Below are 15,111 nucleotides of genomic sequence, written 5' to 3'. Positions count from 1 at the left end.
AAGAATTGGAAGTCATAACTGTTGCAATTCTGGGATTTATGTAGGTTTCATGAGGATGTCGGCATGGGAGGAGACCTGCTGGCAAGCAATAATATGAGACGGGTATTTGTCATAGCCGTGTCACATATTTGAGCAAAAAAGTGAAAAGGATTACAGTGACGCGCCGTCATTCGTACTCTTTACACAAAGCTTGCGGAGGGATTTTGCAATGAATTTGAAACGTAGCCGGCAGGTCATTTTTACCGGAACAGTGAGCGCGCTGGCAGTTGTGGCTGCATCTAGCGCAGCTTCTGCCAACCAATGTACAGCCTACAACCAAGCACCTGCTCTGGATCAGATGTCTGGTCTGCCAGCTGTTGCCGACCGTTTGCCGGCTAATCCACTCGTTGTTGAGGGGATTGAGGGCATCGGCATGTACGGCGGCGAGATGACCGACATTTATGCCGGTTCTCGAGTTGGTGATTACCGCCGGTATGGTTACGATCCTTTGGTGCGTTGGAGCCCGGATGGATCTGAAGTATTGCCAAACATTGCGGAAAGCTGGGATATTTCCGCCGATGCAAAATCTTACACCTTCAAACTACGTGATGGTTTGAAGTGGTCTGACGGCAAACCATTTACTGCCAATGACATTAAGTTCTGGTGGGATTACATCGAAACCAACCGCGAGATTAACCCAAAGGGTCCTCGCAAGATGTTCATCGTTGGCGGGGAAGAAGCCAAAGTTGAAGCTCTGGATGACACGACCATCCGCTTCTCCTGGAGCAAGCCAAACGGCGTGTTCATGTTGGACATGGCATCCCCATATGGCCAGCGCATCGTGCAGTTTGCTGAACATTACGTCAAAGATTTCATGAAGGATCTGAACCCGGATGGCGTTGCCAAAATGATGGCAGATGCGGGTGAAGCAAACTTCGGCAAGTGGTGGCTTGGCCGCATCGGCACATACGGCAAAAACGCAGAGCATAACGACCCGAGCCGTCCAACCATGCTGGCATGGATGCCAAAGGAATCGTTTCTGGGTAAAGAGCGCTTCACATTTGAGCGCAACCCGTATTACTGGAAAGTCGATAGCGCTTGTAACCAGTTGCCATACATCGACAAACGCACATGGGTACTGGCGAAAGATCCGGAAGTTGCACTGCTGAAGACCATTCAGGGCGAAGTGGACATTTCTCCACGCAACATTTCGACACCGCCAAACCGTTCCGTTTTCTTTGATAACAAAAAACGTGGCGGATACCGTCTGGTTACTGCAAACAGCTGTAACTACAACAGCGCTCAGTTCATGTTTGCCATGAACCATCCTAATCCTACAAAAGCTGAGGTGTTCCAGAGCAAGGACTTCCGCATTGGCTTGTCTCTCGCCATGGATCGTGACTTGATCATTGATGCTGTGTATCTGGGGCAAGGCGAGCCGTTTCAGGTTAGCCCACGTCCGGAATCTCCGTACTACAATGAACAGCTGGCGCGTCAGTACACCCAGTATGACCCTGAGCTGGCAGCGGAACATCTCGACAAGATCCTGCCTATGGGTCCCGACGGAAAACGCCTTGGTCCAGATGGTAAGCCGTTCAAATTCATTGTTCATGTGAACCAAGGCTTCCGTCCTGATTGGGTGGATATGATGCAGATCATCGCGAAAGACTGGCAGGAGCTGGGTCTTGAAGTGGTGGTAAGCGTGGCCAGTGATGAGATCCACATGGCGTCATTGATGAGCCAGGAAAAGGAGATCACAATCTGGGTAGGTGAGAACGGCTGTGGTCAGTTCCCACTGGTGAACCTTGAGCGTCTCACCAACTTCAAAGAGCATGGCAACTGGGAAGGCTGGGATGCTTGGCATGATCTGAAGATAAATGCCGACGCAGTCGTTCGCGAAGGCGTTGTCCCAACCGAGCCGCCTGCAGGCGTCAAGCGTATGTTTGAGATTACTGATCTGGTGCCAACCAAGGTGGGTGATGAACAGACTGCGTTGATGGAAGAATTTATGCAGCTTTCTGCAGATAACTTCCTGAGCATGGGCATCGCATTGCCGGGTGGTGGCTTCCGCTCCATCAGCAACAAACTGCGTAACGTTCCAGATACGTTGCTGGAAGGTTGGTTGTACCCGGGGCCTGCTCCGGTGAACTTCTCCAGCTTCTACATCGATCCTTCCAAGAAGTAATCGATAGCCAGACCCAATCTGCCCCTTCTACTTGCGAAGGGGCAGAGCCTTTCAACTAGGATATCTGCTGTAAATGGGAATGTTTGTTGTCAAACGGGTCCTGCTGATGATCCCGACCCTACTCGCGATTTCTCTCGTCGCGTTTTTGGTGATCACGCTGCCGCCCGGAGACTTTATTGACCGAATGGTGCTTGAGGCTTCACTTGATGGAGACTACATCACAGCTGTCGAGGCTGATGGTCTGCGGAAGCTATACGGCTTGGACAAGTCCGTTATGGCTCAATACTTTGACTGGATCTGGAAGATTGTTGTCCATGGAGATTTAGGGCGCTCGTTCAGCTATGAATTGCCCGTGGAGGAGCTTATCTGGGGCCGCCTGGGCATGACGACTTTGCTCTCTGTCTTTTCCATGGCGTTCATCTGGACTGTTGCCATCCCGGTTGGCATTTTCTCTGCCGTTCGCAAATATTCCCTTGGTGACTATGTTGCCACCTTCTTCGGTTTTATCGGCCTCGCCGTACCGAACTTCCTTCTCGCACTTGTCTTGATGTACATGTCTTTCCGCTACTTTGGGCAGAGCGTTGGTGGCCTGTTCTCACCAGATTACGTTAATGCTCCATGGTCTTTCGCCCGGTTTGGCGATCTGATGAGCCATATCTGGATCCCGATGGTTGTGCTTGGCACAGCGGGAACAGCCAGCGTGATCCGCACCATCCGCGCCAACCTGCTGGATGAGTTGCATCGCCCGTATGTTGTGACCGCCCGTGCCAAAGGCATGCCAGAGTATTGGGTGTTGACCAAGTACCCCGTGCGTCACTCCTTGAACCCGTTCGTGTCGAGCCTGAATGAGCTGTTTGTACAGATCGTATCTGGCTCCACCATCGTTTCCATCGTACTCGGCCTGCAAACAACTGGCCCGTTGTTGCTGGATGCTTTGCGTCAGGAAGATATGTATCTAGCTGCTGCACTTATCATGTTCCTCAGCTTCCTTACGGTGCTGGGAACCTTGTTCTCTGACATTCTTTTGGCTTGGCTTGACCCACGCATTCGCCGCCAGTTTAACAGTGGAGGCCTATGATGAGCGCTGTTGAGATTACCGGAACTCCGGTCAGTTCCAAAGCCTATGAAGGCCAGTGGCGTTTGATGTGGCGCCGGTTCCGCAAGCACAAACTGGGCATGCTTGGTGGTATAATCACCTTGCTGATTTACCTGATTGCGGTGTTTGTAGAATTCCTCGCCCCTCATGACCCCAATGATTTTAGTGTGCGCAACACCTATGCGCCGCCACAGAGCATCCATTGGTTGTTGGAGACCAAAGAAGGCACTGTGTTCCAACCGCATGTGCTGGGGTATCGCTCAAAGATTGACTACAACTCTGGTCGTCGCACGTTTGTTGAAGATCCGCGCCGTGTGGTGAAACTTGGCTTCTTCGTCAAAGGCAAACCCTACAAGATGTTTGGCTTTATTCCAGGAGAACGTCGCCTCTTCGGACCTGTCAAAAAACGGGACCGCATGTTTCTGCTGGGAGCTGATCGCCTTGGCCGCGATGTGTTGAGCCGGACCATTCACGGCACCCGCGTTTCTATGACCATTGGTCTTGTCGGTGTGACACTCAGCCTTGTGCTCGGCGTGTTGATCGGCGGAGCCTCAGGTTACTTCGGCGGTTGGGTTGATACCATGACACAACGTGTCGTGGAGTTTTTACAGTCCTTGCCAAGCATTCCGCTCTGGATCGGTCTGGCAGCCGCTATTCCGCCAGATACACCACCACTGCAAACATACCTTCTGATCACAGTTATTCTTTCCATCATCGGATGGACAGGTCTGGCTCGTGTGGTGCGCGGCAAATTTATCTCGCTCAAATCGGAGGACTTTGTAAAGGCGGCCCGCTTAGACGGTTGTTCAGTCCCTCGTGTTCTGGTGCGCCACATGGTGCCAAGTTTCATCAGCCATATCATTGCGGTTGTGACGCTTGCCATTCCGGGAATGATTGTAGCGGAGACGTCTCTGTCTTTCCTTGGCATTGGTTTGCACCAACCCGTGGTCAGCTGGGGTGTTCTTCTTCAAGAAGCGCAAAACATTCACTCCATCGCCAACGCTCCATGGCTGTTCTGGCCAGGTGTGATGGTGGTGATTGCTGTGCTTGCACTTAACTTCTTTGGTGACGGTTTGCGCGATGCTGCCGATCCCTACTCAAAGTGAGGGAGGACATTATGAAATCGATGATTAACGTTACGGATCTCAGCGTTTCCTTCACTGGAGACGATGGCAAGGTCACCGCCCTCGACAACATCAGTTTTTCCATTCCCGAAGGAAAAACGGTCTGTCTTGTTGGGGAATCCGGCTGCGGTAAATCCGTAACCGCAAAGGCGCTACTGCGTATTTTGGATAATCACGCTGCGATCGAGAGCGGTAAGATTGAGTACACCCAGATGTCTAGCGAGATATTGGACCTGGCTGAAGGGCCCGCCAATGCCAAGCACATTCGCGCTATTCAGGGCAACGAGATTTCGATGATCTATCAGGAGCCGATGACATCGCTGTCGCCGCTCTACACGATAGGCAACCAGATTGTTGAAGTGCTGAGTTGGCATACGAATCTGACCAAGGCGGAAGCTAAGTTTCAGGCCATCGAGATGCTGCGACTGGTGGGTATACCTTCTGCCGCAGATAGGTTTGACAGTTATACCTTCGAGCTTTCCGGCGGCATGCGCCAACGGGCTATGATTGCCATGGCGCTCATTTGTAACCCGCGTTTGCTGGTTGCCGACGAACCAACCACCGCGCTGGATGTAACCACGCAGGCGATTATTCTGGACCTGATGCGCGAGCTGCAACAGACCCGCAACATGTCCATGTTGTTCATCACCCATGATTTGGGTGTGGTCGCTGATATCGCCGATGAAGTCGTCATCATGTATCTGGGCAACGTGGTGGAGCAGGGACCTGTTGAACAGATCCTCACCAATCCGCAGCACCCGTATACCCAAGGCCTTCTGGCATCATTGCCGCACACGGATGGGAAACGGCGCGCGCGCTTGAATGCTATTCCCGGTGTGGTGCCAAGCTTGCACAACAGACCCAAGGGCTGCCAGTTTCAAGATCGCTGCGACCACTTTGTTGCAGGCGTGTGTAATGAGAGCCTGCCAGAGCTGACTGCCGTTAGCGATGTGCAAAGTGTTCGCTGTCATGCCTTCGGCGCAAAAGCGGAGTTGGTTCCCTTGCTAGCACCAGTCACGCAGGAAGAAGACGCGCTTCACGTTCCCAACCAGATTGATCGCTCCGAAGACCCAATTTTAGAGCTTCAGGGCGTTAGTAAACATTTCCCAATCCGGTCTGGCTTCTTCAACCGGCATAGCGGCACAGTTCGGTCTCTCAATGACGTGTCATTGAAGATCTGGCGCGGTGAAACGCTTGGCCTTGTTGGTGAATCTGGGTGTGGCAAGTCCACTCTCGGGCAGACCATCATCGGCCTTCACAAAGCAACCACGGGCAAAGTTTTGTTCCGACCAGAGAATGAAACGGTTGAGCTAACGCAGAAAACCGACAGCCAGCTGCGTCCGTACTGGACCAACATTCGCATGGTGTTTCAGGATCCGAATTCCTCCCTTAACCCACGTATGGCGGTCTATGATATTATCGCGGAAGTCTTGCGGGTCGGGCAGGAACTGAAGACCAAGAAAGACATCGAAAAGCGCGTACTCGATGTCATGGAGAAGATTGGCTTCGACAAGGAATTCCTCAAACGCTATCCGCATGCCTTCAGTGGTGGACAGCGCCAGCGTATTGGCATCGCCCGTGCTCTTGCGCCGTATCCTAAAGTAATCATTGCAGATGAAGCAGTTTCAGCCTTGGACGTATCTGTTCAAGCGCAGATTCTCAACCTGCTGAAGGATCTGCAGGAAGAGCTTGGCCTGACGTACCTCTTCATCAGCCATGACTTGAGTGTGGTTGCCCATATTAGTGACCGTGTGGCGGTTATGTACGCGGGCCGCATTGTTGAGCTGGCGGATACGGAAACAATCTTCAAAGCGGCAAAGCATCCCTATACCGAAGCGTTGATGAGCGCGATTCTAGAACCAATTCCAGTTGAGGGCGCGCTAGACACGCGGATTCGTTTGGAGGGCAACGTTCCTGATCCGTCCAACTTGCCAAAAGGGTGCTCATTTGCGCCAAGATGTCGTTATGCCACAAGCATTTGCGAGAGTTCTGACCCTGCTCTTGGTGAGATTGGGACAGATCACATGCTTGCTTGTCATCATCCGGATGTGGTTCAAATTACCGCAACGGAAAATATTGAGATGATGGCGGGTTAAGGGCATGGCAAGTATTCGTGACGTCGCAGAAAAGGCCGGGGTTTCAACTGCAACCGTCTCTCGTGTGGTGAACGACGACACGCGGGTGAAGGAAGAAACGCGCGAGAAAGTTCAGTCTGTCATTGATGAGTTGGGGTATCGCCCCAACCGTCTGGCAACGTCTTTGCGTCGTCAGGATTCCAACCTTGTCGCCCTGTTTCTGGAAAATCAGAGATCTCCATTCACAACCATGCTGTACGCGTCCATTGAAAAAACGTTGCAGGCGGAGGGGTTCAAGGTTCTTTCTTGCTGTACGCGTGGTGAGGCCGAGCGGGAACGCAAATACACCCAAACCATGATTGAGATGCAAGTGGCTGGCGCTATTGTGCGGCCCTCAAACTCTGCTGCTGAAACGCTTAAGAATGTTAAGCGGCTGCAATCAAACGATATTCCTACAGTCTATGTTGATATCCTGCCAGCACGGCGCTCTGAATCCTTCGTTGTTTGTGACAACACTGAAGGGGGCCGCATCGGTATGCGCTACCTTGTTGCACTAGGTCATAAACACATTGGGATTATCGCGACCAAGTTTGACCATGACCCGCGCCGGGATAGCGTTGGTAATTTGCGTATGCGTGGGTTGTTGGAGGTTGCGCGGGAATATCAGATAGACCGAAACGTGCATTTGCCAGAGCCATCGGAGTTGCGCCGTTACGATCTCGGGTATGCCCTCGCCAAACAATTGCTGGATGCACATCCAGAAATTACGGCTCTGTTTGCCATAACGGACACTGCTGCGATTGGTGCTATGCACGCCTGTTTTGACCGCGGTCTGCGCATTCCCGAGGACATTTCCATTCTTGGCTACGACGGCATTCCCATCAGCAGTGTGATGACGCCTCAACTGTCGACCATTCAGCAACCGATTGCTGACATGGGAGCCACGGCAGCACGGCACATCATAGACAAAATCCGAGACCCACTGAGCAAACGTCTGCACGAGACGAAGCCTGTTGAACTGATACAGCGGCGTTCGGTTGCTCATCCCCGCAAAGGGCCTTTGCCCCTATCTACGTCCGCCGCTTGAGGCCAATTCATTCTTCCAGATAAGAAGAACAAGGAGTTTAAATTGAATATTTCCGCAATCCCTTTGTCTGTTGCCGAGGCAACACCGGCAGATATCGCGAAACTGGTCCACGATAATGCGCCGGTCATCCGGTTTGATGACAACGAGCCGTTTCTACCCACTGCTGCAGGTTACACGCTGTATCAGCAGGATGGTGTGTCTGTTTCCAGCGCACACAAGATCAAGTTGAAGGGTGCGGCTGTCGCGATTGAGTATGCCATCTGGTGGGATTGGGACATTCAACACCTTTATGAGCTGGAGCACATCTGGGTTTACTTAAGTGAAGCTGGTGATGTGTTGCGCGTTGAAGGCAGTGCACATGGCTGTGCCGGTGAGCTGCACACATGGGACCGCAAAACACCACTTGAAGATGGACGTGTAACGCTTTGTTCCGAGCCGGGAAAACACGCCTTTGCAGCTTCCTCTGAAACTCTGCGGGCCAACTTTGCTGTAACAACTCTGTGCTGCGGTAAAAACGCGGGCAAAGGGACCATTCTGGTTCCCGATATGTTTGCAGCAGAACTGGGTGATCTGAAGTCTTACGATCATCACGTAGCGCGCAAGTACATGGAAAGCAAAGCATTCAAGCCAGCTTTCTGCTTCGATCAGGCATTTGACCTGCGCACCGTTGACCTTATGCCATGGGATGAGTTGAAGGCTTCTGTTCCGGCTCGTCTGCGCTCCGTTCTGGCGCAGTTGCGCAAGGATGCGAAGGGTGTGAAGGCGGTCTTCCTTGATAGTGGTGATACGCTGATTGATGAAAGTTCCCAGATCTTTGTGGAAGGTGAACTCGTTCTTTCCGCAGTGCCAATTCCGGGTGGTGATAAGCTTGTAGATTGGTTGAAGGAGCGCGGCTACATGGTTGCTCTGGTGGCTGATGGTTTGGTTGAGAGCTTCGAGAACGTCCATAAAGCGATGGATTTCTGGCACAAGTTTGACGCCCGCTCTGTTTCAGAAGCTGTCGGTGTGCAAAAGCCCGATCCGCGTATGTTCCTGGAGGCTGTTGAGTTGCTGGGTCTGGATCCGGAAGACCATAGCGGATGCGTAATGGTTGGTAACAATCTAGAGCGTGATATTGCCGGAGCAAAGCGACTGGGCATGACATCCGTTTGGATCAACTGGACCCCGCGTTACCCGAAAAACCCTGCCAACGCAGATGAAGTGCCGGACTACACAATCGGTCTTCCTCACCAGTTGCTGGATGTTTTAGCTGATATCGACGCCAAGGCGTAACTAATTAAAAATATTGGAGAAATACATGGTGCAGGCCGAAGTAATTCGTCTGGGCGTGGTTGGTTGCGGCCATATTGCTACCGAGCAGGTCGCCCAATGGGAGCAAACAGGCAAGGTAAAAGTTGTCTGTGGTGTGGAACCGAACGAAGAGCAGTTTCAGCGGTTTTCGCAATCTCTCACCAACTCTGATCCGAAATTCGCCAAGAATATCGAAGCGATGTTGCAGACATATGGCAGCGAGTTAGATGCTGTTTATATTGCAACACCTCATGCATTCCATGCAGCGCCGGCAAAAGCCGCGTTGACGTTCGGATTGAATGTTTTGCTGGAAAAGCCAATGGCGTTTACGGCAGAGGAAGCAGAAGCCATTCAAGCGGCTGTTGAAGCGAGCGGCAAGACGCTGGTTGTCTCGTTCAACGGGTCGCTCTCGCCGAAAATGCGGGCGGCTTCAGCTGCATTGGCACGTGGTGATTTTGGCAAGATCCATACCATTGCGGGTCTCGTTTCTGAGAACTGGTCTGGGCTCTATGAGGGGCACTGGAAGCAAAAACCGGAGATTTCCGGTGGTGGTTTTCTACTGGACACAGGCTCTCATGCGCTGAACGCGATCATTGATGTGGCTGGTTGCGGCATTGAGAGCGTTTCCGCCCAGTTCAGCGAAAAACACGAGGGTTGTGAAATCTCGGCAGTTCTGAGTGGACGTATGCAGAACGGGGCTTTGGTTTCGTTGACGGCCTGCGGGGATACAGCGCCGCCTTGTCTCGGTGAGCTGACTTTGTTCTGCGAAAAAGCTGTTGTGCGCATCGACCCATGGGGCAAACGCCCTGCAATGGTGCGAACCAGTGCGGAAGAGCCGGAACAAATCATTGAATTCGGGGAAGAAAAACAGCTGATTGATCTGTTTATATCGGTGTGTAACGGCGAAATGGAAAACCCGTCACCGGTGGAACGTAATGTGGAATTTGCACGCCTTTGGGCTGCAACTCGTGCGTCGGCTTCTCAAAAGGGAGCAATCGTGCACGTGAAAGAAGTGGTGGGAGCGTAACCATGGCGAAACTTAAAGTTCTGATCTGGAACGAAAACGAACACGAAAAGATCCATGAGGAAGTCGCCAAGATCTATCCGCTCGGAATTCATGGCACACTTGCAAAAGCGCTGAATGCGGATGATCTCGACATCTCCACTGCTACCATGGACATGCCCAATCAAGGGATAACCGAAGAATCTCTTGAAGGCGTTGATGTTCTCGTCTGGTGGGCGCACTTGCTGCACCACTTGGTTGAAGACCGTGTGGTCGAGCTGATCAACAAGCGTGTGAACGCTGGCATGGGCTTTGTTGCGCTGCATTCTGCACACCACAGCCGTGTGTTCGGTCGCTTGATGGGCACTAATTGCAATCTGGCATGGCGCGAAGCAGAAACCGGAGAACGCGTCCGCGTGTGGTGTGCCGATCCGTCTCACCCAATCGCAAAGGGCGTACCGCTGCACATCGATATTCCAGCTGATGAGATGTACGGCGAGCCGTTCAACGTTCCAAAGCCGGATGATGTTGTCTTCATCAACTGGTATGAGGGCGGTGAGGTGTTCCGTGGTGGGTGTACATGGCGTCGTGGCCGAGGTCGTGTGTTCTTCTTTAGCCCAGGTCATGAGACATTCCCGATCTACCATAACCCTGAGATCACGCATGTAATTGGTAATGGCATCCGTTGGGTTGCTGAGCCACACAAGGACGGCCATGACCTGCAAAACCTTCATCGGCCAGTGCCACTAGAAGAAGGCGCTCCGCGTCAAGAATTTTGGGCTGGGCGCAGGGTCTCGTAACTATCCCCCCTGCAAGAGTTGTGGGTGTACTCGCCTCCCAGTGGTGCACCCACACCCCATTTTCCTCAATAGCGGAATGATCCGAGTATATGCTCTGCGTAATTGGGGTTGTTGGGCTGGTCCAGCTCTGTTGGGAAGGTTCGGCTGCATGTCTCAAATTCGCAAAGATCCCGCCGCACCAATGTCAGCTCCATAACGGGTGGTACGGGAGTGCCGCCGATAATTGTTAGGCTGGTGTTGTTGTTACCGTGCACATGAACGACCTGATGGGTTTTGTGGAGTTTACTGAGCGCTTTTCTTGCGCGCCGGTATTGAGCCAGTGTATGCAATTGGTGAAGGCTGTGAATCTCCAACATAATTTGAGAGAAACAACATAAGTCTTCCGGTTCAATATCTCCGAATACACTCCATTCGTGCCCTTCAATATCCATTTTCAGAACAATGTCATCAATATCTAAATGATTGTTTTTATGTAACTCTTTCGGAAGGCTGGAGAGCTCTTTGGTCATCTCAGACTGGCCGGTAATACCCAATTTGACCCAGTTGAAATTTGGATGATCTTGCGGAAGAACTGAGATTGTATGATCGTACTGAAAGATTTGATATCCACGATTGGCCATATCGAGATCCCAGGAAACATCTCGTTTAATCCCAACCGAATAGGCGATACTCCCTTGCCGCGGAAGTTTGACTTGTACATATCCGCCATCAAAATCTCTGCCAACTCGTTCAAATGCAAGTCCTTTTGGATCCATTGGTGAGATGAGGCGGAAGATTGTTGTAACCATCTCCTGAGCAGCTTTACTCATGGAATTTGGCTTGAAGAGCCGCGCCTTTGCTTCCAGAGATTGAACCCGCTTTTCCATGGAGTCCAGCTGTTCAAAGGAGACGCTACTCTCGGGTTTCTCTTTTGGTTTCAGATAGTTCTTAAGAAGCTGCACCATGAGGGGAGGTCACTTTCAAGCTGAGATCTGATAGTGAATTTATCAGATCTACTCTCCAGATCTTCCCTTGAAAAGTAGCCTCTCATAATTTGGATGATCTAACCCCTAGTAGGGAACAGTTCTCACTTACTCGACGTCAGTAAAGGAGAGCCTGTGCTGCCGTGCCGATGTGACAGGTAAGTGACAAGAAACCAAGCACATCATCATCCCAGTCAATCTCGCGCCAAAGCTAATATTTACTCTACAGATGGCAATATGCGCACGGTCTCTTCATCGGCGCCTATTGCCAACAAACCAATTTCAAACGTCTTGAAATGCCCGTTTCGTGTTTAACATCAAAGGCAATTAAATGCCTTCGTGGGGCCAGATAAATTCTCAAAAAACATCAGATGGCGCATACTAGTTTTATATTTGAGGCATTTTTCTATCCCACTAATAGTGTTTAACTTCAGTAAGATAGATGATTTATTTCAATTGTAAGGTCAGTATACAAGATATATTTCATTTGAAATCAATGACTGTTTTGTATATGAAATGAAGAATGCAAGGGAGAATCGTAGCTTTCGGGAGGGGCTTATGACATCTCAAATCGCTTCAGTTTCACGAGCTGAAATAACTAGGCAAAGTAAGATATCACTCAGTCTAAGTGATCTCGGAATGTCGTTTTCCGGCATTTCTGTTTTACGCAATACAAACGTCGAATTTATTGGCGGTGAAGTCCACACCCTTATGGGTGAAAATGGGGCTGGAAAGAGCACGCTGGTGAAGATTATCAGCGGCGTACAGAAACCCACAACAGGAAAACTGCTAATTGATGGGCAATCTGTAGAGTTTTCTAGTCCGCGTGATGCTGAGAGTTATGGCATCGCTATCATGCATCAGGAGCTCAGCCTGATCCCGAAAATGACTGTGGCTGAGAATGTTCTGCTGGGCCATGAACCAATGCGAGCCGGGCTATTCATTGATAGGAAAGCCCTACGCGAAAAAGCTAGGCAAACGCTTGCCCGCTTCGGATTTACACTAGACATAGATACCCCGGTAAAGAACTTGCGTGTGGGCGAGCAGCAACTTGTTGAGATTGCACGCGCTCTACTAAAAGATGCCCGCCTTCTCATAATGGATGAACCCACATCTGCTCTAAGTCAGACAGAAGCCGACATTCTGATGGAAGTCATCAGAGATCTGTCACTTGAAGGGGTTGCTGTAATCTACATCTCCCACCGGATGGATGAAGTCTTTGAGATCTCTGATCGTGTCACCGTTCTGCGCGATGGTAATCACATTAGCACAAAACTGGTGTCTTTGACCTCTTCTCAAGAGCTCATTCAAATGATGGTTGGACGTGAACTTGATGTGAAGTCAGTTGAGCGCAAGCAGCCTCCAACCAATGAGAAAATGCTCTCTGTCGAAAAATTAACAGTGGTTGAAAAGAACCGCTACCTATTGAAAGACATCAGCTTTTCTCTCCGAAAAGGGGAAGTGTTGGGGGTCGCAGGCCTTTTGGGTGCAGGCAGAACAGAGCTTCTTGAGACATTATTTGGGGCACGAGGTCGCAATTATTCAGGTGTAATTACTTTAAAAGGACAGCCATACAAACCTGGTACTCCAGCTGATGCTGTACGCAATGGGTGTGCATTAATCACGGAAGACCGCAAAGGAAATGGTCTAATCCTGGACGATACGATCTCTGAAAATATCGCATTGCCTTTGTTTCCTCTGCAGTCTCGGTTCGGTATTTTTTCCGAAGAACGCAGGGAACGAGAAGCAAAAACTGCGATTACCCGCATGCGCATAGCTGCCCAAGGGCCAGAGCATGTGGTGGGCAAACTCAGCGGCGGAAACCAACAAAAAGTTGTTCTTGGAAAGTGGCTTGCAACTGAGCCGAGTGTTCTTTTGCTGGATGACCCGACGCGCGGTATCGATATTAGCGCAAAAGATGAAATCTATAAATTGATCGGGGCTCTGGCTGATGACGGGATGGCAGTTTTGTTTGCAAGCTCGGAAATCAATGAATTTCTCGCTGTGTGTGATCGGACGATCGTGCTGTGTGAGGGGCGCATAACAGGAATGCTGTCAAAGGAAGAGATGACAGTTGATGCAATAAAACATCTCGCAATGCAGTTTATATAAGGTTGGGTGTACCAATGAATAGAGACATGACAACTACGGCGCCGCAATCTGCTGCCACCCAATCGCGGTCAAAATTTATTTCATTATCTCAGCTGCTCCTTGGTAGAACCAAGCTTTATTGGGGGTTGTTTGGATTGGTGTTGTTTGGAGCGCTTGCATCGCCTCTTTCTTCCAAGGGCAATAATATTTTTCTGTCCCTTGGAAATCTGACTGATGTTTTGCGGCAGGTATCGGTTACCGGCATTATAGCTATTGGCATGACAATGGTGATCTTTATCGCTGGGATTGACCTATCTGTGGGATCCATTATGGCGATTGGTACAGTTATTTGTGCCATGTTGCTGACGCAGGAAGGGTGGACTGCGGCGAGCCTTTTTGGAGTTCCTGCAACCGGAGCGATGATCTGGCTTGTAATCTCGGCCTCACTAATTTTCCTGATAAATAATGTTTTTAAGGGCCATACTGAGCAGAAACAAAAGAGCACACGTTCTAACTGGCTAAGCCTGCTTTCAGGTTTAGTGATTGCGCTCGCAACAATGTTCTGGCTATCAGGCCAGGTTGATCAGAAGTTTGGCGTTTTGGCCGTGTTGGTGGTTGTGCCTTGTATAGGGGCTGTACTTGGTTCGATCAGTGGTTCTCTTATTGTTTATGGCCGCTTACAACCATTCATCGTCACACTCGCAATGATGATCGGAGCATTAGGCCTAGCGCGTGTCGTTGCGGGGCAAGATACTGCTGTATATCCGGTTTATACGGGCACTAATGCTACAGTTGATTTTGAAATACTCCGAACTTTGCTATGGGATGTCATACCTGTGCCTGGAGTATTCTTTGTTGGTATACTTTTAATCTTTGTTATCGTTACTCGATTTACGATTTTCGGGAGTTACCTACTGGCGATTGGGGGCAACGAAGAAGCCGCGCGGCTTGCAGGAATTAACGTCACAAGAAACAAGATAGTTACCTACGCCATTTCTGGAGGACTTTCAGCACTTGCAGGTGTCTTGTACGTGGCACAGTTCCGCCAAGGCAAACCAGACGCGGGAGTGGGGCTGGAACTTGATGCAATTGCCGCAGTGTCGATCGGCGGAACCAGTCTCATGGGAGGGCGTGGGTCTCTGATGGGAACTTTTGTTGGTGTGCTCATCTTTGGATTTCTAAGTAACATTTTACAGCTGAACAATATCGACAGTAACACGCAACTTATTCTTAAGGGCATGATCATTGTGGTGGCCGTGCTCATACAGGAAGGGCGTATGGGAGAATTCTTTTCAGCGTTGAAACATCGTGCAATGCCGAAAAGGGAGCTCTGACCCCAAATCCGTGCAAAGAGCCGGGGGCAGAGGAATTCTACAATGGTGCATGTAAATGCACCATGTGATGAACGAGGGTAATAAT

11 protein-coding genes are annotated in these 15,111 nt (G+C 50.6%); 10 read left to right on the top strand and 1 reads right to left on the bottom strand.

The window, feature by feature from the left end:
* The first annotated feature begins 208 nt into the window (after positions 1-208).
* From BLS62_RS01220 to BLS62_RS01185, 8 genes are all read left to right on the top strand, one after another.
* Positions 209-2,164 carry an ABC transporter substrate-binding protein gene (locus BLS62_RS01220; protein WP_093175620.1) on the top strand — a complete coding sequence of 652 codons (1,956 nt, stop codon included), beginning with the start codon at positions 209-211 and terminating at the stop codon, positions 2,162-2,164.
* A 73-nt stretch (positions 2,165-2,237) separates the two neighbouring features.
* Positions 2,238-3,242: an ABC transporter permease gene (locus BLS62_RS01215; protein WP_208990633.1), complete on the top strand. Its 1,005-nt coding sequence runs from the start codon at positions 2,238-2,240 to the stop codon at positions 3,240-3,242.
* The gene (locus tag BLS62_RS01210) at positions 3,242-4,366 is read left to right on the top strand and encodes an ABC transporter permease (RefSeq protein WP_093175616.1); all 1,125 of its coding nucleotides are present in this window, start codon (positions 3,242-3,244) and stop codon (positions 4,364-4,366) included. The genes BLS62_RS01215 and BLS62_RS01210 overlap by 1 nt, the downstream gene beginning before the upstream one ends.
* 11 nt (positions 4,367-4,377) lie before the next feature.
* Positions 4,378-6,480, top strand: a complete 2,103-nt coding sequence (locus tag BLS62_RS01205) for an ABC transporter ATP-binding protein (RefSeq protein ID WP_093175611.1) — start codon at positions 4,378-4,380, stop codon at positions 6,478-6,480.
* Positions 6,481-6,484: 4 nt separating this feature from the next.
* On the top strand, positions 6,485-7,546 hold the full coding sequence (locus BLS62_RS01200; protein WP_093175606.1) for a LacI family DNA-binding transcriptional regulator: 1,062 nt from the start codon (positions 6,485-6,487) through the stop codon (positions 7,544-7,546).
* Positions 7,547-7,588: 42 nt separating this feature from the next.
* Positions 7,589-8,818 (top strand): HAD family hydrolase, encoded by a 1,230-nt coding sequence (locus BLS62_RS01195; RefSeq protein ID WP_093175601.1) that lies wholly within the window; start codon positions 7,589-7,591, stop codon positions 8,816-8,818.
* 25 nt (positions 8,819-8,843) lie between these two features.
* Complete coding sequence (locus BLS62_RS01190) at positions 8,844-9,863, top strand: Gfo/Idh/MocA family protein (RefSeq protein WP_093175596.1); 1,020 nt, start codon at positions 8,844-8,846, stop codon at positions 9,861-9,863.
* Positions 9,864-9,865: 2 nt separating this feature from the next.
* A complete protein-coding gene (locus BLS62_RS01185) occupies positions 9,866-10,639 on the top strand; it encodes a ThuA domain-containing protein (RefSeq protein ID WP_093175591.1) in 774 nt (257 codons plus the stop codon).
* Between the two features lie 65 nt (positions 10,640-10,704).
* Here the strand turns inward: BLS62_RS01185 and BLS62_RS01180 are convergent, their stop codons facing one another.
* Positions 10,705-11,583 carry an FkbM family methyltransferase gene (locus BLS62_RS01180; protein WP_093175587.1) on the bottom strand — a complete coding sequence of 293 codons (879 nt, stop codon included), beginning with the start codon at positions 11,581-11,583 and terminating at the stop codon, positions 10,705-10,707.
* A gap of 576 nt (positions 11,584-12,159) precedes the next feature.
* Between BLS62_RS01180 and BLS62_RS01175 the strand changes: the two genes are divergently transcribed.
* Together BLS62_RS01175 and BLS62_RS01170 are read left to right on the top strand one after the other, a co-directional pair.
* Positions 12,160-13,713: a sugar ABC transporter ATP-binding protein gene (locus BLS62_RS01175; RefSeq protein ID WP_200798429.1), complete on the top strand. Its 1,554-nt coding sequence runs from the start codon at positions 12,160-12,162 to the stop codon at positions 13,711-13,713.
* 26 nt (positions 13,714-13,739) lie between these two features.
* The gene (locus BLS62_RS01170) at positions 13,740-15,026 is read left to right on the top strand and encodes an ABC transporter permease (protein ID WP_093175577.1); all 1,287 of its coding nucleotides are present in this window, start codon (positions 13,740-13,742) and stop codon (positions 15,024-15,026) included.
* Positions 15,027-15,111 lie beyond the last annotated feature (85 nt).

The organism is Pseudovibrio sp. Tun.PSC04-5.I4, from assembly GCF_900104145.1.
Classification (GTDB): Bacteria; Pseudomonadota; Alphaproteobacteria; order Rhizobiales; family Stappiaceae; genus Pseudovibrio.
This window is presented reverse-complemented; position numbering and strand designations above follow the sequence as displayed.

Excerpts from the sequence above, each read along its gene's own strand:
- BLS62_RS01180 (WP_093175587.1), bottom strand. The coding sequence starts at position 11,583 with ATGGTGCAGCTTCTTAAGAACTATCTGAAACCAAAAGAGAAACCCGAG.
- BLS62_RS01175 (WP_200798429.1), top strand. The coding sequence starts at position 12,160 with ATGACATCTCAAATCGCTTCAGTTTCACGAGCTGAAATAACTAGGCAA.
- BLS62_RS01170 (WP_093175577.1), top strand. The coding sequence starts at position 13,740 with ATGACAACTACGGCGCCGCAATCTGCTGCCACCCAATCGCGGTCAAAA.
- BLS62_RS01205 (WP_093175611.1), top strand. The coding sequence starts at position 4,378 with ATGAAATCGATGATTAACGTTACGGATCTCAGCGTTTCCTTCACTGGA.
- BLS62_RS01220 (WP_093175620.1), top strand. The coding sequence starts at position 209 with ATGAATTTGAAACGTAGCCGGCAGGTCATTTTTACCGGAACAGTGAGC.
- BLS62_RS01210 (WP_093175616.1), top strand. The coding sequence starts at position 3,242 with ATGAGCGCTGTTGAGATTACCGGAACTCCGGTCAGTTCCAAAGCCTAT.
- BLS62_RS01185 (WP_093175591.1), top strand. The coding sequence starts at position 9,866 with ATGGCGAAACTTAAAGTTCTGATCTGGAACGAAAACGAACACGAAAAG.
- BLS62_RS01200 (WP_093175606.1), top strand. The coding sequence starts at position 6,485 with ATGGCAAGTATTCGTGACGTCGCAGAAAAGGCCGGGGTTTCAACTGCA.
- BLS62_RS01190 (WP_093175596.1), top strand. The coding sequence starts at position 8,844 with ATGGTGCAGGCCGAAGTAATTCGTCTGGGCGTGGTTGGTTGCGGCCAT.
- BLS62_RS01215 (WP_208990633.1), top strand. The coding sequence starts at position 2,238 with ATGGGAATGTTTGTTGTCAAACGGGTCCTGCTGATGATCCCGACCCTA.